The organism is Mesorhizobium sp. M1409 (assembly GCF_040317535.1).
Classification (GTDB): Bacteria; Pseudomonadota; Alphaproteobacteria; order Rhizobiales; family Rhizobiaceae; genus Mesorhizobium.
In genome coordinates this window covers 113,283-134,183 of record NZ_JAMYKV010000011.1, presented here as the reverse complement: position 1 = coordinate 134,183, position 20,901 = coordinate 113,283, and the positions used below count along the sequence as shown (strand labels likewise).

Annotated in this window: 20 protein-coding genes; 9 read left to right on the top strand and 11 right to left on the bottom strand. The window is 64.0% G+C overall.

The features are described from left to right. Positions 1-75: 75 nt before the first annotated feature. Positions 76-1,326: an FIST N-terminal domain-containing protein gene (locus NKG99_RS12100; RefSeq protein ID WP_352867641.1), complete on the top strand. Its 1,251-nt coding sequence runs from the start codon at positions 76-78 to the stop codon at positions 1,324-1,326. 14 nt (positions 1,327-1,340) lie between these two features. Continuing rightward, positions 1,341-2,681, top strand: coding sequence for a hybrid sensor histidine kinase/response regulator (locus NKG99_RS12095; protein WP_352867638.1), 1,341 nt, complete (start codon positions 1,341-1,343; stop codon positions 2,679-2,681). A 35-nt stretch (positions 2,682-2,716) separates the two neighbouring features. On the opposite strand, the gene NKG99_RS12090 is transcribed toward NKG99_RS12095, so the two are convergent. Continuing rightward, positions 2,717-3,400: a response regulator gene (locus tag NKG99_RS12090; protein WP_352867636.1), complete on the bottom strand. Its 684-nt coding sequence runs from the start codon at positions 3,398-3,400 to the stop codon at positions 2,717-2,719. 175 nt (positions 3,401-3,575) lie between these two features. Between NKG99_RS12090 and NKG99_RS12085 the strand changes: the two genes are divergently transcribed. The 3 genes from NKG99_RS12085 to NKG99_RS12075 all read left to right on the top strand — a co-directional run bounded on the left by NKG99_RS12085 (position 3,576) and on the right by NKG99_RS12075 (position 6,087). Beyond that, positions 3,576-4,271, top strand: a complete 696-nt coding sequence (locus tag NKG99_RS12085) for a fumarylacetoacetate hydrolase family protein (protein WP_352867634.1) — start codon at positions 3,576-3,578, stop codon at positions 4,269-4,271. 4 nt (positions 4,272-4,275) lie between these two features. Further along, positions 4,276-4,926 (top strand): maleylacetoacetate isomerase, encoded by a 651-nt coding sequence (maiA, locus tag NKG99_RS12080; RefSeq protein WP_352867631.1) that lies wholly within the window; start codon positions 4,276-4,278, stop codon positions 4,924-4,926. Positions 4,927-5,046: 120 nt separating this feature from the next. After that, positions 5,047-6,087: a zinc-dependent alcohol dehydrogenase family protein gene (locus NKG99_RS12075; RefSeq protein ID WP_352867629.1), complete on the top strand. Its 1,041-nt coding sequence runs from the start codon at positions 5,047-5,049 to the stop codon at positions 6,085-6,087. A 30-nt stretch (positions 6,088-6,117) separates the two neighbouring features. Here NKG99_RS12075 and NKG99_RS12070 read toward each other — a convergent pair whose 3' ends face one another. Beyond that, entirely contained in the window at positions 6,118-6,981 is an 864-nt protein-coding gene (locus NKG99_RS12070) for a DMT family transporter (protein WP_352867627.1), read from the bottom strand. A gap of 104 nt (positions 6,982-7,085) precedes the next feature. On the opposite strand from NKG99_RS12070, the gene NKG99_RS12065 reads away from it, so the two are divergent. After that, a complete protein-coding gene (locus NKG99_RS12065) occupies positions 7,086-8,489 on the top strand; it encodes an aminotransferase-like domain-containing protein (protein ID WP_352867624.1) in 1,404 nt (467 codons plus the stop codon). A gap of 7 nt (positions 8,490-8,496) precedes the next feature. Here the strand turns inward: NKG99_RS12065 and NKG99_RS12060 are convergent, their stop codons facing one another. Continuing rightward, complete coding sequence (locus NKG99_RS12060) at positions 8,497-9,387, bottom strand: LysR family transcriptional regulator (protein ID WP_352867622.1); 891 nt, start codon at positions 9,385-9,387, stop codon at positions 8,497-8,499. 129 nt (positions 9,388-9,516) lie between these two features. Between NKG99_RS12060 and NKG99_RS12055 the strand changes: the two genes are divergently transcribed. Beyond that, entirely contained in the window at positions 9,517-10,971 is a 1,455-nt protein-coding gene (locus NKG99_RS12055; protein WP_352867620.1) for an MFS transporter, read from the top strand. A 219-nt stretch (positions 10,972-11,190) separates the two neighbouring features. Here NKG99_RS12055 and NKG99_RS12050 read toward each other — a convergent pair whose 3' ends face one another. The 3 genes from NKG99_RS12050 to NKG99_RS12040 all read right to left on the bottom strand — a co-directional run bounded on the left by NKG99_RS12050 (position 11,191) and on the right by NKG99_RS12040 (position 13,713). Continuing rightward, a complete protein-coding gene (locus NKG99_RS12050; RefSeq protein WP_352867617.1) occupies positions 11,191-11,688 on the bottom strand; it encodes a MaoC family dehydratase in 498 nt (165 codons plus the stop codon). Positions 11,689-11,878: 190 nt separating this feature from the next. Next, positions 11,879-12,307 (bottom strand): phasin family protein, encoded by a 429-nt coding sequence (locus tag NKG99_RS12045; RefSeq protein ID WP_352867615.1) that lies wholly within the window; start codon positions 12,305-12,307, stop codon positions 11,879-11,881. 110 nt (positions 12,308-12,417) lie between these two features. Beyond that, a complete protein-coding gene (locus tag NKG99_RS12040) occupies positions 12,418-13,713 on the bottom strand; it encodes a DUF445 domain-containing protein (protein WP_352867613.1) in 1,296 nt (431 codons plus the stop codon). Between the two features lie 199 nt (positions 13,714-13,912). Between NKG99_RS12040 and rirA the strand changes: the two genes are divergently transcribed. After that, positions 13,913-14,377 (top strand): iron-responsive transcriptional regulator RirA, encoded by a 465-nt coding sequence (gene rirA, locus NKG99_RS12035; RefSeq protein ID WP_352627958.1) that lies wholly within the window; start codon positions 13,913-13,915, stop codon positions 14,375-14,377. Here rirA and NKG99_RS12030 read toward each other — a convergent pair. From NKG99_RS12030 to hemP, 5 genes are all read right to left on the bottom strand, one after another. Beyond that, positions 14,374-15,165, bottom strand: coding sequence for a heme ABC transporter ATP-binding protein (locus NKG99_RS12030; RefSeq protein WP_352867610.1), 792 nt, complete (start codon positions 15,163-15,165; stop codon positions 14,374-14,376). The genes rirA and NKG99_RS12030 overlap by 4 nt on opposite strands. A 23-nt stretch (positions 15,166-15,188) precedes the next feature. After that, positions 15,189-16,286, bottom strand: a complete 1,098-nt coding sequence (locus tag NKG99_RS12025; protein WP_352867609.1) for a FecCD family ABC transporter permease — start codon at positions 16,284-16,286, stop codon at positions 15,189-15,191. Between the two features lie 11 nt (positions 16,287-16,297). Continuing rightward, entirely contained in the window at positions 16,298-17,164 is an 867-nt protein-coding gene (locus tag NKG99_RS12020) for a heme/hemin ABC transporter substrate-binding protein (protein WP_352867607.1), read from the bottom strand. A gap of 71 nt (positions 17,165-17,235) precedes the next feature. Next, positions 17,236-18,297 (bottom strand): hemin-degrading factor, encoded by a 1,062-nt coding sequence (locus NKG99_RS12015; RefSeq protein ID WP_352867605.1) that lies wholly within the window; start codon positions 18,295-18,297, stop codon positions 17,236-17,238. A 23-nt stretch (positions 18,298-18,320) separates the two neighbouring features. Continuing rightward, positions 18,321-18,527, bottom strand: a complete 207-nt coding sequence (gene hemP / locus NKG99_RS12010; RefSeq protein WP_023757683.1) for a hemin uptake protein HemP — start codon at positions 18,525-18,527, stop codon at positions 18,321-18,323. A gap of 198 nt (positions 18,528-18,725) precedes the next feature. On the opposite strand from hemP, the gene NKG99_RS12005 reads away from it, so the two are divergent. Further along, positions 18,726-20,900: a TonB-dependent hemoglobin/transferrin/lactoferrin family receptor gene (locus tag NKG99_RS12005; RefSeq protein ID WP_352867601.1), complete on the top strand. Its 2,175-nt coding sequence runs from the start codon at positions 18,726-18,728 to the stop codon at positions 20,898-20,900. The last annotated feature ends 1 nt before the right edge of the window (position 20,901 follow it).

The window sequence follows — 20,901 nt, the reverse complement described above, 5'->3', positions numbered from 1 at the left end:
GTACTTTCGGTCATGGCCGCGCCCAGACGTGCAGTCCCGGCTGCCCCATTGCCAAAATACCGATTGAAGGCAACAATGTTGGTCGACGCCCGCGCGCCAGAAGCATGTAAAACAGCCGCGCACAAAAACGCGTCGGAGGAAACGCGGAGGACATCGCTGGCCAATTCACGGACGCGCTATGCATGCGGCCTGTCGGCGCTCACCACGGACGAGCCCGACATGGAGGCGTTCGCCAGGGCGATCGCGCTGGAAGCAGCCGCTATCGACGCGGGCTTTGCCCTGCTGTTCTTTTCCCAGAGCCTGGTCGAGGCCGGCGCTCTTTCCCAGGCGCTCATGACTCACGCGCCGGCGCTCCACCACGCCGGCTGCTCGACCGCCGGCGAGATCACGCCGCAAGGCCTCGAGGACGGTCATGTGCTCGCCATGCTGCTTCCATCCGCCGTGTTCACCGCCGTCAGCGTGATGGTCGACAATCTGTCGTCGTCTGGCATGGACAGGATCACCAGCGAGGTCGAGACCTTGCGGCGGTCGCTGCGCGCGCGCCTGGGTTGCGACCGCGCTCAAGGCACATTCGCGCTCTGCTTCATCGACGGGCTTTCCTATGCCGAGGAAGCGGTGAGTTCGGCCATCCATTGGGGCCTCGACGACATACCGCTGCTCGGCGGCTCGGCCGGCGATGATTTGAAGTTCGAGACGACGCGCCTGATCTCCAACGGCAAGGTCACCTCCGACAGCGCCATCATCGTGCTGATATCAACCGAAATTCCGTTCCATGTCTTCAAGACCGACAATTTCGTTCCCACCGACGAAAAGCTGGTGGTGACGGCGTCCGATCCAGATCACCGTATCGTGCGCGAGTTCAACGCCACCAATGCGGCGGAGGAATATGCCGCTTCCATCGGCATCGTCGCGAGGTCGCTGACGCCGCTGAGCTTTGCTTCGCATCCGGTGGTGGTGAAGGTCGGCGGCGAATATTACTGCCGGTCGATCCAGAAGATGCATCCTGACGGCTCGTTGTCGTTCTTCTGCGCCATAGACGATGGCGTCGTGCTGTCGATCGCCCAACCCAAGGATATGGTCGAAGCGACGCGCGCCGCACTGCGCGCTGTCGAGGAGAGGCTTGGCGGCATCGACATGATCCTCGGCTTCGACTGCGTGCTGCGCCGGCTGGATGCGCGCAACCGGCAGGTGTTTCGCGACATCTCGGAACTCTACCGGGCCAACAATGTCATCGGCTTCAGCACCTATGGCGAACAGTACCGGTCGATGCACCTGAACCAGACTTTTACCGGCATCGCCTTTGGCGAGCGCCAGGCAGCGGAATAAGGCGGCGAAATAGGATGCCGCTCAGGGACATAAACGATCTTGAAAAGCTGAAGAAGATCAACGCGGCCCTGGTCAGCCGCGTTGAGCGGTCGATGGACCAGCAAGGCAACGCCTTCTCGTTGTTCCAGACCGCGATTTCGCTGGAAAACCGAGTGCGCACGCGCACCGAGGAACTGCACTCAACCTTGCGCCGGTTGGAACAATCCAACATCGACCTCAGCGCCGCCAAGGAAAACGCCGAACTGGCGAACCTGTCCAAGACCCGCTTCCTCGCCGCCGCCAGCCACGACGTCCTGCAGCCGCTGAACGCGGCCCACCTCTCGGTTTCGGCGCTCGCCGAAGTACAGACCAGCGACGAGGGCAAAAAGCTGGTGCGGCAGGTCGAGCGCTCGCTGGAGACGATGGAAGACCTGCTGCGCACCCTGCTCGACATCTCCAAGCTCGACGCCGGCGTGGTTCAGCCCAACATAAGCGACGTCAGTCTGGAGGCGCTGTTTTCGTCACTGCGCTCGGATTTCCAGCCGGTGGCGGAGCTGAAGGGCCTGTCGCTGAAATTCCGGCCGGTCAACGCCGTGGTCCGTTCCGACCGCACGCTGCTGCGCCGCATCCTGCAGAACATCCTTTCCAACGCGCTGGGCTACACCCGCTCGGGCGGCGTGCTGGTCGGCACCAGGCATCGCGGCGACACGATCCGCATCGACGTCGCCGACACCGGCTGCGGCATTCCCGACGACCAGCGCGAGGCGGTGTTCGAGGAATTCCACCGCGGCACCTCGCCGGCCAATGCCGAACTGGACGGCGGCGGTCTCGGGCTCGGACTTGCCATCGTGCGCCGCATGGCCAGCGCGCTCGGTCATCCCGTGACATTCTCATCGAAGGTCGGCCGCGGCACGATCTTCCACATCGATGTTCCCGTCGGCATCGGCGCTCCGGCCGACGCCATCGCCAGCCTTGCCGACATGGAACGGCCGCGCGGCTATGGCCTGTTCGGCACCAAGGTGCTGCTGGTCGAGAACGATGTCGAGGTGCTGCAGGCCATGACCTTCCTGCTCGAACGCTGGCAATGCCTGGTGCGGGCCGCGACCTCGACCGACGATGCACTCGACATGCTCGGCGACACCGACTGGGTGCCAGACATCGTCATTGCCGACCAGCACCTCGACGGCGGCGATCTCGGCACCGCCACCATCGCCGAAGTCCGCCACTATCTCGGCCGCGCCGTGCCGGCGCTGATCGTCACCGCCGACAGTTCCGAGGCCGTCGCCAAGGCCGCCCGCGCCGGCGGCATCGAACTGATGCGCAAGCCGCTGAAACCGGCACAATTAAGGGCGCTGCTGGCGCATTTGCTGGCTTAAGGGCCATACCCTCCTCACAAGGAGGAGAGTAAGCTTCAAAACCCCGCCTGATCCCGAAACAGCTCCGCATTGTCCAGCTTCGACACCTCGATCACCGCCTGCGTGCGGCTATAGACATTGAGCTTGCGCAGGATCTCCGAGACATGCGCTTTCACGGTGGTCTCTCCCACCTGCAGCTCGTAGGCGATCTGCTTGTTGAGCAGGCCCTGGCGCAGCATCTGCAGTACGCGCAGCTGTTGCGGCGTCAGCGTCGACAGGCGCTGCACCATGTCGGCGCGGTCGACGCTTTCGGCGTCGGGCGTGCGGCCTTCATAGCTTTCGGGCACATAGACCGCGCCCTCCATCACCGAGCGGATGGCGGCGGCCAGGTCGCTCTTGCGCGCCGATTTCGGAATGAAACCCGCGGCACCATAGGACAGCGCCTCGGAAATGATCTTCGGCTCCTCATGGCCCGAGACGATCACCACCGGCAGGCGCGGATAGCGCGTCCTGAGCTGCAGCAGCCCGTCGAAGCCGTGCACGTCCGGCATGCTGAGGTCGAGCAGCGCAAGGTCGAACGGCTTGGCGTCGGCCAGAAGATCGAGCGCCTCGGTGATCGAACGCGCCTCCACCGTGTCGACCTCCGGATAGGCCATCTGCACCGCGCTGTGCAGCGCCTCGCGAAACAGCGGGTGGTCGTCGATGATCAAGAACCGGGCGCGATCGTGGGTTGCGGTCATAGGGGTTCGTTTCAGTTCGTGGGTGATTAGAATAACCCCGCCAGCATGGCCAGATTATTGCCAAATAGTATATCGCCATCTCCAGCGGAAAGTGCCGCCGGCACTTTCTCGACCAAATCGCCTTGCCCGGGCGCCCAAATCGGTCGAATGTTCCGGCAACCAGGCAGAGACCCACATGACAGAATTCGTCCTTCCATCGCCCGCGATCGCATCGGTGGCCGTTGCGGGCTCGCCCGGGCGTTTCGCGGTGCGCCGCATCTTCTGCGTCGGCCGCAACTACGCCGCGCATGCCCGCGAACTCGGCAATGACGAGCGCGATCCGCCCTTCTTCTTCACCAAACCGGCCGACGCGGTGGTCGATTCCGGCGCCACAATCCCCTACCCGCCGCTGACGGCCAATCTGCACCACGAGATCGAACTGGTCGCCGCGATCGGCAGACCGGGTTTTCGCATTGGTCGCGAACAGGCGCTGGATCATGTCTGGGGCTACGGTGTCGGCATCGATCTCACCCGCCGCGATCTGCAGGACGAGGCCAAGAAGGCCGCCCGTCCGTGGGACTGGTCGAAGGCCTTCGACCGCTCCGCCCCTTGCGGCCCGCTGGTCCCCGCACAAAAATCCGGTCACCCGCAAAAGGGCCGCATCTGGCTCGCCGTCAACGGCCAGGTCAGGCAGGACGCCGACCTCGCCGAGCTGATCTGGCCGATATCGGATATCGTGTCGATCTGCAGCGAGGCGGTGGAACTGGAGCCCGGCGACCTGATCTTCACCGGCACGCCGGCCGGCGTCGGCGCGGTTCGTGCCGGCGACACGATCACTGGCGGCGTCGACGGCATCGGCACGATCGAAGTAACCATCGGCCAACCGAAGTGAGCGCATGAGCGAACTCATCCTGCACAATTACTATCGCTCCTCCACCTCCTACCGGGTGCGGATCGCGCTGGAGATGAAGGGGCTGAGCTACGACTACGTCCCGCATCATCTGCGCCATGGCGAGCATCTGGAACCGGCCTATCTCGCGGTCAATCCGCAAGGTCTGGTGCCGGCGCTGATCCTCGGCGACGGCAGGCTGCTGACGCAATCGCTGGCGATCATCGAATTCCTCGACGAGACCAGGCCCGAACCACCGCTGCTGCCAAGGGATGCGGCTGGCCGGGCACGCGTGAGGATGCTGGCGCAGATGATCGCCTGCGACATCCACCCGGTGAACAATCTGCGCGTGCTGACCTCGCTGCGCACGCTGTTCGGCGCCGGCGACGAGGACATCACCAACTGGTTCCGCCACTGGGTGAACGAGGGCTTTCAGCCGCTTGAGAAGATCCTGGTGTCGTCACCCGAGACGGGTACATTCTGCCATGGCGATACGCCGGGCCTGGCCGACATCTGCCTGGCCGCGCAGGTCACCAGCAACGCCCGGTTCGGGGTCGATCTGACGAATTACCCGACGATCGCGCGCATCAACGCCGCCTGCATGGCGCTGCCGGCCTTCCAGAAAGCCGCACCGCAGAACCAGATCGATGCCGAGTAGACTTCGTCCGCCCACGCATAGCGTCGGCGCCGGAACAGCAGCTCTGGCGGAATCGATTTCCGCTTGACCGGACAGGGAATCGGCTATCGTTTCCTGCAACGCAGCAGGGTGGAGTGACCGATGAGAGCCGTCGTCTTCGAGAAATTCGGCGAAGCGCCGACCATCCAGACCGTTCCCGATCCGAAGCCGGCAGCCGATGGCGTCGTCATCAAGGTCGAGGCGACAGGCCTGTGCCGCAGTGACTGGCATGGCTGGATGGGTCATGATGACGGCATTACGCTGCCGCACGTGCCGGGCCACGAACTGGCCGGAATCGTGGTCGCCGCCGGCAAGCAGGTTACCCGCTGGAAAGCCGGCGAGCGCGTCACCGTGCCGTTCGCCGTCGGCTGCGGCCGCTGCTTCGAGTGCAATTCGGGCAACCATCAGGTCTGCGAACACCAGACGCAACCTGGCTTCACCGGCTGGGGCTCGTTCGCCGAATATGTCGCCATCGAGCACGCCGACACCAATCTCGTGCGCTTGCCCGACGAGATGGAATTCGCCACCGCCGCCAGCCTCGGCTGCCGGTTCGTCACCTCGTTTCGCGCCATTGTCGATCAGGGCCGGGTGACACCGGGCGAATGGGTGGCGGTGCATGGCTGCGGCGGTGTCGGCCTGTCGGCGATTATGATCGCCAGCGCCATGGGCGCCAATGTCATCGCCATCGATCTCACCGACGAGAAGCTCAATTTCGCCAAAAAGATCGGCGCCGTCGCCACCATCAATGCGTCGAAGACGCCGAATGTGGTCAAGGCGGTCAAGCAGATCACCAATGGCGGCGCGCACATGTCGATGGATGCGCTCGGCCACCCCACCACCTCCTTCAACTCGATCTCCAATCTGCGCCGGCGCGGCCGCCATGTGCAGGTTGGCCTGATGCTGGGCGAGCATGCCCGGCCGCAGGTACCGATGGATAAGGTGATCGCCTTCGAACTCGAGATCCTCGGCAGCCACGGCATGCAGGCCTACCGCTACCAGGCGATGATGGACATGATCCGCAACGGCAAGCTCAAGCCCGAGCTGCTGGTCGGCAAGAAGATGAGCCTCGACGAGGCGCCCGCGGCCTTGATGGCGATGGGCGGCTTCGAGGGCATCGGCATCGGGGTTGTGACGAAGTTTTAGTCGGCAACGGTACGGTCGCCGGAGTCCGCTCTACCTCGCGAATTTCTTCGCGCCGAACACGCATAGCACCACGCCGAACGTGACTACAATCATCAGCGGGCTGACCTGCTCGTGCAGCAGCGTCGCCGCCAGGGCGAGGCCGAAGAAGGGCTGCAGCAGCTGCAGTTGCCCCACGGCGGCGATGCCGCCTTGCGCCAGGCCGCGATACCAGAAGACGAAGCCGATCAGCATGCTGAACAGCGAGACATAGGCAAGACCGATCCAGGCGCTGGAGCCGACGCCGGCAAAGGACGGCGGCTGCGTCGCAAAAGTCAGCACCAGCATGATCGGCAGCGACAGCACGAGCGCCCAGCAGATCACTTGCCAGCCGCCGAGCCTGCGGGACAGCGCGGCACCCTCGGCGTAGCCCAGACCGCAGGCGACGATGGCGGCGAGCATCAGACCGTCGCCGACCGGCGAGGCGGTCACCCCCTGCGTCAGGGCAAAACCCGCGACCAGAGCGCTGCCCACGCATGAAAACAGCCAGAATGCCGGGCGCGGACGGTCGCCACCGCGCAGCACGCCGAAGATCGCGGTCGCCAGCGGCAGCAAGCCGACGAAGATGATGGAATGGGCCGTGGTGACGTGCTTCAGCGCCAGGGCGGTCAGCATGGGAAAACCAACGACGACGCCGAGCGCGACGATCACCAGCGACGGCAGGTCGCCGCGCTCCGGACGTTTCTGCCGGAACAGGAGCAGCAGCGCGAGGCCAAGCAGTCCGGCAATCGCCGCTCGGGCCGACGTCAGGAATGTCGGATCGAAATCCTTCACCGCCACGCGCGTCGCCGGCAGCGAACCGCTGAAGATCAACACGCCGATGAATCCGTTCATCCAGCCGCCCGCGGTCTTGTCCATCCTATGCTCCGTTTGTCGGCTCTGTATCGTGCGGAGCCCGTGGCATTGCCAGAGACAATGCGGTACAGTTATGCAAAACTGTCACGGTCGGACGAGCAGTACGGATGGACAAACAGACCACAGGAAGCGAGAGCAGCGGAACGCTCGTCGAAGGCGTGATGGCGACGATCCGCCAGCGGATCGCGGCGCGCAGCCTGACGCCGGGAGCACGACTGCCCTCGATCCGCGCCTTCGCCAAATCGATGCAGGTGTCCAAATCCACCGTGGTCGAAGCCTATGAGCGGCTCGCCGCCGAAGGCGCGATCCGCTCCCGGCCGGGCTCGGGCTTCTATGCCGCCGGCTCGCTAGCGCCGCTGTCGCTGGCCGAGATTGGGCCTCGCCTCGACCGCGCCGTCGATCCGCTCTGGATTTCGCGCCAGTCGCTGGAAGCAGGCGATCACATGCTGAAGCCCGGCTGCGGCTGGTTGCCGGCCTCGTGGATGCCCCAGGCGGGACTGCGCCGGGCACTGCGCACGGTAGCGCGTGCCGACGATGTCGCGCTGGCCGACTACGGCACGCCGCTCGGCCTGCCGCCGCTGCGGCAATTGCTGGCGCGGCGCATGGCCGGGCACGGCATCGAAGCCTCCCCCGAGCAGATCATGCTGACGGAGTCGGGCACGCAGGCCATCGACCTGCTGTGCCGCTTCCTGATCGAACCCGGCGACACGGTGCTGGTCGACGACCCCTGCTATTTCAACTTCCACGCTCTGCTGCGCGCCCACAGGGCCAAGGTCGTCAGCATCCCCTACACGCCGTCGGGGCCGGATATCGACCTGTTCGCGCAGGCGTTGGCCGAGCATCGGCCGCGCCTCTACATCACCAACTCCGCCATCCACAATCCGACCGGCGCGGTCCTGTCGCCGGTCACCGCGCACCGCCTGCTCAAGCTCGCCGACCAATCGGATCTGACCATCGTCGAGGATGATATCTTCGCCGATTTCGAACATGCCCCTGCCCCCAGGCTGGCGGCGTTCGATGGGCTGAGCCGCGTCGTCCATATCGGCAGCTTCTCCAAGACACTATCGGCCTCGGTTCGCTGCGGCTTCATCGCGGCACCCCGCGACTGGATCGAGCCCCTGACCGACCTCAAGATCGCCACCACCTTCGGCGGCGGCCGGCTGGCGGCCGAACTTGTGCTGACGCTGCTGAAGGACGGCAGCTATCGCAAGCACATGGATTTGCTGCGGGCACGGCTTTCGCGCGCGATGGACGAGACGAGCGCCCGCCTGAAGGCGATCGGCATCACGCCCTGGATCGACCAGCCTGCTGGCCTGTTCCTGTGGTGCCGCCTGCCGGATGGCGTTGATGCGGCCGAAGTGGCCCGCCGCGCTTTGGCCGACAACATCGTGCTGGCGCCGGGCAACGCGTTCAGCCTGTCCGGAACGGCCAGCCGCTTCCTGCGCTTCAACGTTGCCCAATGCGCGGACGAGCGGATTTTCAAGGCGCTCGAGGCGGCGATGGAGCGTTGATTGCCGGTCACCGCGCCGCACAGACCTCCCGCACGCAGTCGCGTAGCCAGCGCTGCGCCGGATCGGTATCGAGGCGCGGATGCCACAGCATGGAGATGGTGACCTCCTCAGTGGCAACCGGCAGGGGAAAACTATGCATGCCGGCGCGTGCGCCCTCGGTATGCCGCTCGGGCACACTGGCGATCAGGTCTGATGTGCGGGCCATGGCAAGGGCTGCCGAGAACCCCGAAACCATGCACACGACTGTGCGCCGCAGCCCGAGCAGGTTCAGGGCCTCGTCGATCGGCCCTTTCTCGCGGCCACGCCGTGAAACGCTGATGTGCCGGCCTGCCGCATAGCGCTCTGGCGTCACCGCGCCCTCACACAAGGGATGGCCCGCTCGCACGGCGCCGATGAAGCGGTCGCGAAGCAATGCCTGGATGCGCACCTCCGGTCCGGTCTCGCCAGCGACGCCTATGTCCAGATCGATCGCCGCGTCGCGCAGCGACGTCACGTCCTTGTCGGACTTCGGTGCAAAGCGCAGCCGCACGCCGGGCGCATCGGCCTGGATACGGGCGACGAGACGAGGCGCGAATTCCTCGACGAAACTCTCATTGGTGCGCAGCGTGAAGATCCTGTCCAGGCTCCAGAGATCAAGCAGGGTGGCAGGACGCAGCAAAGCTTCCGCGTCCTGAACGACACGACCAACCTGCCGTCGCAGTTCTTCCCCACGCGGCGTCGCCACAAGGCCGCGACCGGCGCGAACCAGCAGCGGATCGCTCGTTGCGTCGCGCAGCCGCGCCAGCGTGCGGCTCATCGCCGAGGGGCTGAGCCGCAGACGGCTGGCTGCACGCGCCACGCTGCCTTCCGCCAGCAGGACATCGAGTGCAAAGAGCAGATTGAGATCGGGTGATGTCATCGGCGGATCATGGCATGATATGGCGCCAAACGCACGAATAAGATGCAAACGCTGCGCCTTTCGCCACATCAACCAAGGGGCTAGATCTCCGCTAGCTCCGGTACTGGAGTTGATGGAAAGGAGTTCGCCGTGGCAATCGCTGAGCAAAATCGGGACGGGCGCGCATCGGCGCTGCCACAGATGCAATCCGCCCGCTGGGCGCTGGCAAGCCTGTCGCTCGCAACGCTGCTGTCGTCGCTGGGAACCAGCATTGCCAGCGTCGGCCTACCGTCGCTGATGCAAACGTTCGGCGCGTCATTCCAGTCCGTGCAATGGGTCGTTCTGGCCTATCTGCTCGCCATTACCACCCTGATCGTCAGCGCCGGACGGCTGGCCGACATGTTCGGGCGCCGGCCGTTGCTGCTTGGCGGCATCGCGCTGTTCACATCGGCATCGGTGCTCTGCGGCCTGGCGCCGACGCTCTGGCTGCTGATCGCCGCGCGGGCCGTACAGGGACTTGGCGCGGCGCTGATGATGGCGCTGACGCTGGCCTTTGTCGCCGAAACGGTGAGCAAGGAACGGACCGGCAGCGCCATGGGCCTGCTCGGCGCCATGTCCGCGATCGGGACGACACTCGGCCCTTCGCTAGGCGGCCTTTTGATCGCCGGCTTCGGCTGGCGAGCGATCTTCCTCGTCAATGTCCCGATGGGTGTGCTCACCTTCGCTCTCGCCTGGCGTGCCTTGCCGGCGCGTAGCAAGGCAGCGCGGGTCGACGGAGGCACGTTCGATGTCATTGGCACGGCCCTGCTGGCCCTGACATTGGCCGCCTATGCACTGGCCATGACGCTTGGCAGGGGCAATTTCGGCGCGCTCAACATCAGCCTGCTGGTCACGGCCGGCATCGGCTTTTTTCTTTTCGCCGCCGTGCAGGCGAAAGTGAAAAACCCCTTGATCCAGCTTGCCAGCTTCCGCGACCTCCAACTGAGCGCCAGTCTCGCCATGAGCCTCGTCGTCGCCACGGTGATGATGGCGACCCTGGTGGTGGCCCCGTTCTACCTGTCCAGCGGGCTCGGCCTGGATGCGGCGATGGTCGGTCTCGTGCTGTCGACCGGCCCGCTGGTCTCGGCGCTGTCGGCATTGGTAGCCGGACGCCTCACTGATCGCTTCGGCGCCCACAGGATGATGGTCGCCGGTCTGCTCAGCCTCGCCACGGGAACGCTCCTGCTGTCGCTGGCCATGACGAAACTCGGCATTGCCGGCTATGTCGTCCCGATCACCGTCACCTGTATTGGTTACGCGCTGTTCCAGACATCCAACAATGCAGCCGTCATGACCGGTATCAGTGCCGGCCAGCGCGGCGTCGTTTCCGGCCTGCTCAACCTTTCGCGCAATCTCGGTCTTATCACCGGCGCATCGTTGATGGGCGCCATATTCGCCATCGCATCGGCCGAAGGGCACGTAGGCATTGGTCTTCTGAGTTCCGAGGCCGCCGCCCGGGGAATGCAGGTCACATTTCAGACGGCAACGGTGCTGGCGCTGGTCGCGCTGTTCCTCGCACTGCTCTCGGCCCGCGCCGTAGGCCGAGCGAAACCCAATGTTTCGTAAGGCGCGACCTGTTCGATCGAGGCATGAGGCCCCGGTGGACGCCGCTTAGAGCCCTGTTTCGAAATTCGCTCTGGCGAGTCATATGGTGGTGGTTTCGAGAACCGTAGCGCAGCGGACATTTGGTCCGTGGGCTCAGTTCTACCGCGTCGACGCAGCAGAACTGGGAAGCGCAGAAAACGCCATCAGATGGCCGCCGGAGTAGAATTTCCAAATAGTCTCTCAGGCCCCTGCCCGCTTGCGGCGCTCATAGAGCATGACCAGGGTTTCAGCCATCAGAGCGGGCTTTTCCTCGCCTTCGATCTCGACCGTGTTGGCAGCCTTCATCAGATACTGGCCGGGACCCCTGTCCTCCATCGACAGCAGCGTGGTGCGCAGCCTGATGCGCGCGCCGACCTTGACCGGTGCTAGGAAGCGCACCTTGTCGAAGCCATAATTGAAGGCGGCCTGCGTATTCTCGGGCACGATGCCCATGCCGAGCGCCAGCGCGCCGATGATCGAAAGCGTCAGATAGCCATGTGCGATCGTCGTGCGGAACGGGCTTTGCCGCCGTGCCCGCTCAGGATCGACATGAATCCATTGATGGTCGCCCGTGCATTCGGCGAACTGGTTGATGCGGTTCTGATCGACCGTCGTCCATTCCGACACACCGAGCTCTTGCCCGGCCATCGTCCTCAACTGGTCGAAGGTCGGCGGCGTTTTAGGCCGTATTTCAGTCATTCCTGCTTTCCCGATCGCTTCCAAAGCCTCCGACCACGAACAGGCGGCCTCTGTCAATTCGCCCTGCGTGAATCCGTTCCGCCGAATCCGGCAGCAATCGTGCCATCCTCCCAGCGCAACGGCAGGTCAAATCGGGATTTCTCGGTTTTCAGGGCATCCGGCAGTAACGAGCCGGCCCCGGCCACATCTGCTACTTCTTCTCGTAGCCGGCGCGGATCTCCACCATCGCCTCCTTGATCCGCGTGCGCAGGATGTCGACCGATTCGGTGCCGGATTTCCTGACCAGTTCAGCTACTTCGCCGGCACTCTTCAACGCGGATTCAAAGGACTTTCTGGCAAACTCCGTCTGTTTGGCCATCAATTCCTGCGGATTGCCTGGCGTCCTGTAGCTTTGCGCCATCTCAGTGACCTCACGCAGCGTGTCCTGCAACATCTCGCGTTGCCTGGACAACAGCGAGGACGCGCCGGCGGCACCGGCTCGTGCCGATTTCTCCAGCGCGTCGAGGTTCTTGCGATGATGGTCGAGGATCGCCTCGACATCGACATTGGACACCTTCAGGTCGCGGCCGAACCTGCCGAACATGTCCATGAAGGAATCGGATTCCGGTTGTTTTGCCATGCTCTTTGCTCGCCCTTGCCGCGGATGCGGGCGCCCTCAAGGAGAGAATAGCACTCGCGTGCCGCGAGTCCATTCGGGCGCTGTGGAATGAGCGCCAGCCTCACCGCGCATCAATTCACCAGGAACAGCCGCTCGGCCACGTAGAGCACGACACCCGCGAGCCCACCGATGATCATGCCGTTGAAGCGGATGTATTGCAGATCCCTGCCGATGTTCATCTCGATCAGCCGCGTCAGCTGCGCAAGGTCCCAGCGCTTGACCTGGTCGGCGATGAATGTCGACACGCCGCTCTTCTGGCTCTCCACGAACGATGCGAGCGCCACCACGAATCCTTGGTTCATGTCGGCCCGGATCTGCGCATCGCTGGCCAGATGCCGCCCGACCTCGACGAACATGTTGGCAAGATGCGCGCGGATAACCGAATTCGGCGCCTTGGCGTCCTGCTCGATGAACCGGCTGAGGCTTGCCCACATGTCGCCGGCCAATCCCTTGACCTCCGGCCGTGCCAGGAAATCGCGCTTCAGCTTCTCGGCGCGTTTGGCGTATTGCTTCGATGTCCTCAGCTTTTCGATGAAGCCTTGAGCGAAACGGTCGAATTCGGCGCGCATCGGGTGGTCGGGATCGGCCCTCACCTCGTCGAGCAGCGAACCGGCCGAAGCGACGATCTTCTTCAGGAGGTAGGCGTCGGCGCGAAACAGGTTGAACAGCGACGGCAATTCCTCGCGGATTTTCTCGCGCATCGTCGCCAGCGCCTGTTCGTCGTTGAGAAAACGGCCGATCACCTTGGTGAATTCATCGAACAGTTTCTGGTGGCGGCGATCGTCGGTGAGCGCCGACAACAGCTCGGCCGCCAGCGGCGCCAGTGGCACCTTCTCGATCTGCTCCAGCATGCGGCTGGTGACGAAGCCGCGCAGGCCGGATTGCTCGACGGCGGCCAGTGTCTGCGGCACCAGCCGCACGACGAAGCGCGACAGGTCGGCGGCGCGCTCGGTATCGGCCAGCCAATCGGCGACGAGCGCCGAAAAATCGACCTCCGCAAGCTTTTCGCGCACCGGCTCGGGCGCCAGGAAGTTGACCTCGATGAAGCGGCCGAGATTGTCGGCGATGCGATTCTGGTTCTCGGGGATGATGGCGGTGTGCGGGATCGGCAGCCCCAACGGTCGCCTGAACAGCGCCACCACGGCATACCAGTCGGCCAGGCCGCCTATGGTCGCGGCCTCGGCAAAGGCGGCGACGAACCCGAGCCACGGATAGCCATGCTCGAACGACTTGGCTATGGCGAAGACGAGAACGCACAGCGCCAGTGCGGCTGTTGCCGCGAATTTGGTGCGCCGCAGGGCCGAAAGCTTGGCATTCGCGTCGCTACCGGTTCGCGAAGGGGTCATGGCCTGGGCCGATTGTGCCATGGTCGAGCTGCTCCTCGTCGGTTGCGGGCTAATCTAGTATCTCGTTTGCCCGAATGCCCGCCCTGTCCCGCGCGGTCACGGTTTTCTCCGGTCTTGCACATAAGTTGACGAGAATATTCACCTATTATGGCGCGCTAGTCTGGAATTATTCCAAGGTATGGGCCATATTCGATTCAACCTATTGCTTTGCGAGGACAAAATGCGGTTAACGCGCCAGACCAATTATGCCATGCGCATCCTGATGTATTGCGCGGCAAACGATGACCGGTTGAGCCGCATCCCCGAGATCGCCGCCGCTTATTCGGTGTCGGAACTGTTCCTGTTCAAGATCCTGCAGCCACTTGTCGAGCACGGTCTTGTCCAGACCGTGCGCGGCAGGAATGGAGGCGTCAAGCTTGGCCGGGCGGCCGAAGCCATCAGCCTGTTCGATGTCGTGCGCGTGACGGAAGAGAGCTTCGCCATGGCCGAATGCTTCGAGAACGACGCCGCAGAGTGCCCGCTGGTCGACAGCTGTGCGCTGAATTCGGCGTTGCGCGAGGCACTGAACGCGTTCTTCGCGGTGCTGGAGCGCTACACGATCGCCGATCTCGTGGCGGCGCGGCCGAATGTGCGCAACCTGCTCGGCATCGACATGCTGATGGAGCGCCGAGCCCCGGCTGCCTAACCGACTGACGATTGCGGCAGCACGAACGGCATGTTCCCGGCCGGCAGCACGCCGACCCGGAGCCGGCAGTCGAACACTTTTTCGATCAGGTCATCGCTCAGCACATCTTTAGGCGATCCGGTGGCGGCCAGCCGGCCGCGATGCATGACGAAGATCCGGTCTGCATACATGGCCGTCAGATTGAGGTCGTGCAGGATGGCGACCACGCCGCCGCCCCTTCTGGCGAAGTCGCGGGCAATGTTCATGATGATCAGCTGGTGCTTGATGTCGAGACTGGAAACCGGCTCGTCGAGGAACAGATAGCGCGGTTTGCCGTCGAGCACCGGCGCCCAGACCTGGCACAGCACGCGCGCAAGCTGGACGCGCTGCTGCTCGCCGCCGGAAAGCTCCTGGTAGAAACGTCCGGCAAAGCCGTCGAGATCGACGCGTGTAAGCGCCCGCTCCGGCAGCCGCGCATCCTCGCCCGGCAGGACGCCCGAGCGGCCGCTGACAAGGCCAAGCTTGACCACTTCTCGCACCGTGAACGGGAACGACAGCGTCGTCGCCTGCGGCAGCACCGCGCGCTGGACGGCGGTCTCGATCGGCTTCATCGCGCGGAGATCACGGCCATTGAGGGCGACGCGCCCGGTGTAGGCGAGTTCGCCGGAAAGCGCCTTGAGGAAGGTCGTCTTTCCCGAACCATTGGGGCCGACGATGGCGGCGATCTCACCGGCGCGCGCGTGGAAATCGACACCGCTGACGATGGGCTTGCCGGCGATATCAACCGAAACGTCCCTTGCCTCGATCATCCCAACTCTCGCAACTAAACGACTCACAGGTCGACTACGCCGCGCTTGCGCAGCAGGATCCAAAGGAAGAACGGCGCCCCGGCGATCGCGGTGACGATGCCGATCGGCAGTTCGGCCGGCGCCACGATGGTACGCGCGACCGCGTCTGCCAGAAGCAGCAATGAGGCGCCGAGCAGCGCCGACGCCGGCAGCAGATAGCGATTGTCCGGACCGATCAGCAGGCGCAGCAGATGCGGCACGACGATGCCGACGAAACCGATGCCTCCGCTGACGGCGACGGACGCGCCGACCGCCGCCGAGACACCGATGATGGCCGTGTATTTCAGCCGCTGCACCGGAATGCCGAGATGGCCGGCGGTCGCCTCGCCCAGCGCCAGCGCGTTGAGGCCGCGTGCCAGGAACGGCATCGCCGCCAGCGCCAGCACGATGATCGGCCCGACGGAGGCAATCTTCGCCCAGGTCGCACCGCCGAGCGATCCGAGTGACCAAAAGGTCAGGTCGCGCAACTGGCGATCGTCGGCCATGAAGATGAGGATGCCGGTCAGCGCCATGGCGAGCGCCGCCAGTGCGATGCCGGCGAGCAGCATGGTGGCGACCGAGGTTCGCCCCCGTCGAGTCGCGACCTGATAAAGCACCAGCGTCGTGGCGAGCCCGCCACAGAAGGCCGCCAGCGGCAGTGCAAGCGTGCCGAGCAAGGCTGTCACCGGAGCCAATATCGTGGCGCCGAGCACGATGACGACAACCGCGCCGAGGCTGGAGCCAGCCGAAACGCCAATGAGGCCGGGGTCGGCCAGCGGATTGCGGAACAACCCCTGCATGACCGCGCCGGAAACCGCGAGCGCCGCGCCGACCAGCATGCCGAGAATGATGCGCGGCAGGCGGATGTCGTAGACGATCAGGCTGTCGCGGGCACTCAAGGCGGCGTTATCAGGCACTGTGCCGAACAGCCAGCCGCCGATGACGCTGACGGCCGATGCGTCCGACGCCCCCGATGTCAGCGACAGAAAAACGGCAGCCGCGAGCCCCAGGCACAACAGAAGAATGACGATGCGGGCGCGGCCCGACCGGTCGCCTTCGGATTCGCTCGCCATCACCGGACCGGCGATCGATTGATCGACCATGATCTGCCTGCTCAATCCGTGACCTGCCCGCCATAAAGCGAGACAGCGAGGTCGTGGATGGCATCGGCCGTGCGTGGCCCGAAGCCGAGCAGATAGCCGCCATCGATGCGGATCAGCTTGCGCGCGGTTCCGGCCGGCGTCGAGGCGATCGACGGATTGCCGAACAATTCGTCGTCCGATACCGGAGGCCCGGCATTGCTCATCATCAGGATCACGTCCGGCCTGGCGGTGACAACAGCCTCGTCGGACATTTGCTTGTAGCCGGAAAAGCCCTCGACCGCGTTGACGCCGCCAGCCAGTTTGACCATGCCGTCGGCGGCGGTCTCGCTGCCGGCCGCCAGGATCTTGCCGCCCTGTATCGACAGCACGAAAAGGATGCGCTTGCGCTCCTTGATCGACGCCGTCTGCTGTTCGGCTGCCGTGAGCTTGGCGTCAAGCTCCTTGGCCAGCACCTCGGCCTTGGCGTCGACGCCGAGTGCCTCGCCGACGATGCGGACCTTCTCGAGGATGCCTTCGTGGCTATAGTGCTCGGGCACTTCGATGAACGGGATGCTCGTCTTCTTCAAGACATCGACGGCTTCCTTGGGACCGCTGCCGTGCAGCGCCAGGATGCCGGTCGGGTTTACCGACAGGACGCCTTCCGGCGAAAGGGCGCGCATATAGCCGACATCAGGCAGCGCGAGCGCCGCCTTCGGATACCGGCTGGTGGAATCGCGCGCCACCAGATGCTTCTCCTCGCCGAGCGCATAGACGATCTCGGTGATCGAGCCGCCAATGGCCGCTATCCTCGAAGGATCGGCAAACACGGCCGTGCCTTCGGCGGCGCTGACAGGTTGCAGCGCGACGAAAGCAAGGGACAGACCGATCGCCGGTGCCATTGCCGATCTTAAAACGGGCGCCAAGCCAAGGACAGGCGCCAGTCTGGAAAAGGAAACCATGGCTGTAGTCCTCAGGCTGCGGTCGGGCTTGGGATGCGCGGCAGGTTTTCCGCCAGGAATCGCCAGTCGTCACGCTCGCTTTCGCCTTCATGACGCTTGCCGAAGAACTGGATAATCATCTTGCCGTCGGCGTCATAGACCTCGAGCGAGGTGACATGACCGTCCTTGGTCGGCTTGCGCACGGCCCAGACCTCGTGGATGTGGTCGGTTCGCAGGTGCAGGTGGAAGGTTTCGTCCAGCACGTTGATCCACGGTCCCATCGGCTCGATCGATTTGACCGGGCCGGAATGGATCTGGATGCAGCCGCGGTTTCCCACAAAGCACATGATCGGCATCTCGCCCTCCGCGGCATGGTGGAACATGGCCCGGACAGCGTCATTGTCGAGCAGCCAGGCATAGTCCTGGCCGACCATTCGCACCGCCTGCCGGCGGCTGAGCTTCAGCGTCTTCAGCATGCCGAAGAATTGGTGCACGTCGGTCAGCCGGCTCCAGCGGTCGCGCAGGTCGTCGAGATTGGCGGTCGTTTCATCGCCATGGTTCTCGTCATCGGAGAATGGCCCTGAAATATCGACCGTCGGCTCCTGGTTGGACGATTCGAGCGCGGCGACCAGCGTCTGATAGGCGTAGAGGCTGGAGGCCGGCCGCAGATGCACCTTGTGCACGGCTTCGCCTGCCGCGTCGAAGAACTGCAGGCTGCGGCGGATCTCGTCGCCATCGCGCTTTTCCACGGCAAAGCCGTGTGCCCACACCTTCGGGAAGATGCGCAGATCGATGTTTTCGCCAAGCACCATGGCATTGTGGTTGCCGGTGACGACCTTGTCATAGACGCCGATCTTTTCGTGCACCGCGCTTTCATTGCGGGTCAGCGCCATGACCTCGCCGACGGCCTCGAGGCCGGTCAAAAGATCGTTGACGCGCGGCTCGATACGGATGACGCCATCGCCGCAATGCGCGGCGACCAGCTCGGCCTCCGAAATGCCGAGCTGGGCAGCCAGATCACGCTCGCGCGTCTTCGGATTGTCTGTCCGTGCCCGCCGGATTTCATGCGGGGCGGGTTTTACGCGCTGGTCCATGTCTCGGTCCCTATTGCCTTGCCTTACTTGTTGAGAATGAGCTTGCCCTGCCGGGTGATCTTCAGCCGGTAGAGCGCGCCATGATGCTCGATGCCGATCTCGTGCTCGCCTTGGAACAGGGTGTTGCTGGACAGGGTTCGTACCGCCAGCGGAACCCGGTCGAAACGGGCGGAGGCATCGTCGGAACGGCGGACGCGATAGCGAAAATCGTTGGGATTGTGGGTGTTCATCTGGATCGATCCCTTTCCTGTGCCGGGCGTCTGGCTAGGCGTTGCGTAATCCGATTCATATCTTGACTTGAATAGTCATGTTTACTAGTCAGTGCAATACCGGATTAAACGAGTCAAGATTTAAGACGCCGGACACGATCAAAAATGCCAGCCAGCCCCGGGCCAGCCAGCATGAAACCTGGATTTTGGAGTTGGGGCATGGGGTTGGTGAATTGGGAATGGCGCGGCCGGTCGGCGGCGAACGGCGCGGCGGCTTTGCTGGCAAGCGTGGCGGCGATTGCCTTGTCGGCGCAACTGGCCAACGCTCAGCAGGCGGCGGACCAGCAGACAGATCAAATGAAGAAGGCTGACGAGGCCGCACCAGCGGGCGCAACGCTGCTCGACAAGATCCTCGTCATCAGCCGCACCGGCGAGACGGCGATCGAATCGCTCGCCTCTGCCAGCCATGTCGATCAGGAACAGCTCGACCGCCGCATGGCGACGACGCCGAACGAGATGCTGCTCGGGGTGCCCGGTGTCGCGGCGCAGGCCGACGCAAGGCGCGTCGGCACCAGCATCAACATCCGCGGCCTGCAGGATTTCGGCCGCGTCGCGGTCATCGTCGACGGCGCCCGTCAGAACTTCCAGCGTTCCGACCACGGCACGCAGTCGACTTTCTACATCGACCCCGAGCTCGTCAAATCCGTCGACCTGATCCGCGGTCCGGTCGCCAACACCTATGGCTCGGGCGCCATTGGCGGCGTCGTCTTCTTCGACACCAAGGATGCCCAGGATTTCCTCAAGCCTGACGAGACATGGGCTGGTTCCGTCACGGGACGCTATGAGAGCAACGGCAAGGGCTGGACATCAAGTGCATCCGGCGCCTACCGCTTCAACGAGAACTGGGACGCGCTCGGCAACATCGTCTACCGCAACTATGACGACTACAAGGATGGCGGTGGCGACACCGTCAAGGGCACCGGCTTCGACGTGCTCAGCGGCCTGCTCAAGACCACCATCCGGCCGACAGACAACAGCGAGCTGAAGCTCGGCTGGGTCGGCTCAAGCGACGGCTGGAACGAGATCAGCGGCGGCGCGCCGGTGAATGACATCGACCTGAAGTCGAATACCTTCACGGCGCGCTACAACATCACGGACGAGGACAAGAGCTGGCTCGATCTCCACATCAACACCTCCTACAACAAGACCAACCTCGATCTGACCAGCCTTGTCCCGCAAAACCGGTTTGATCCGGTCACCGGTCTACCCGTTGTCTTGCCGGCAGGATCGAAGTCGACATTCGACGTCGGCACGACCGGTATCGACATCTGGAACACATCCCGCTTCGAAACGGGCGGCATCGCGCATGAGCTGACATATGGCGGCGACTGGGTCGGCGACAACGTCAAGACGGGCGGTGCGGCCGGCGGCGACAGCTTCTACACGCCGTCGGGCAAGCGCAACGTCTCCGGCGCCTATGTCCAGGACAAGCTCACCTGGGAGTGGCTCGAAGTCATCGCCGGGCTGCGCTACGACAGTTACAGCCTGAAGGACGATTCACACGAGACATCCGGTGACAGGGTGTCGCCTCGTATCACCGTCGGTGTTTCGCCGTTCGATTCGGCAGGCCTCGCGGGCCTTCAGTTCTATGGCACCTATGCGGAAGGCTATCGCTCGCCGTCGATCACCGAGACGCTGATCAGCGGCAATCACCCGGCAGGCGTCAGCTTCCCGTTCCTGCCCAATCCCAATCTGCGGCCCGAGACCGGCAAGACGACCGAATTCGGCATCAACTACAAGCAGAACGACATCATCGACGCTGGCGACGCGTTTCGTCTCAAGGCCGCGTATTTCAACAACGATGTCGATGACTATATCGATGGCGTGACGCTGTCGCCGTTCGATCCGACCAGCGGCTGCCCGTTTGGCCCAGGCATCCCGATCTGCTTCCAGTATCAGAATTTCGCCAAGGCCAAGATCAACGGCTTCGAGATGGAAGGCGTTTACGACGCGGCATGGGGCTATGCCGGACTTTCGGCCTCCATCATCAACGGTCACACGATCTCATATGAGGGCGACCGGGCAGATCTCGCCACCATCCCCTCCTCCCAGGTCACGGCACAGCTCGGCTTGCGCTTCCTGGAGGACAAACTGACCGTCGGTGGCGAAGTGCAGTACAATGGCAAGCCGAAGGGCAATGCGATGGCCAAGGACTACACGCTGGTCAATGCCTTCGCGAGCTATCAGGCGACCGACAATCTCAAGGTCGATTTCCGCGCCGACAATCTGTTCGATGTCAAATACGCCAACCCGCTCAACGGCGGCACGACGGTTGCGGTCTATGAGCCCGGCATCACGTTGAAGCTGGCGGCAACGATGCGGTTTGGAGGCTGAC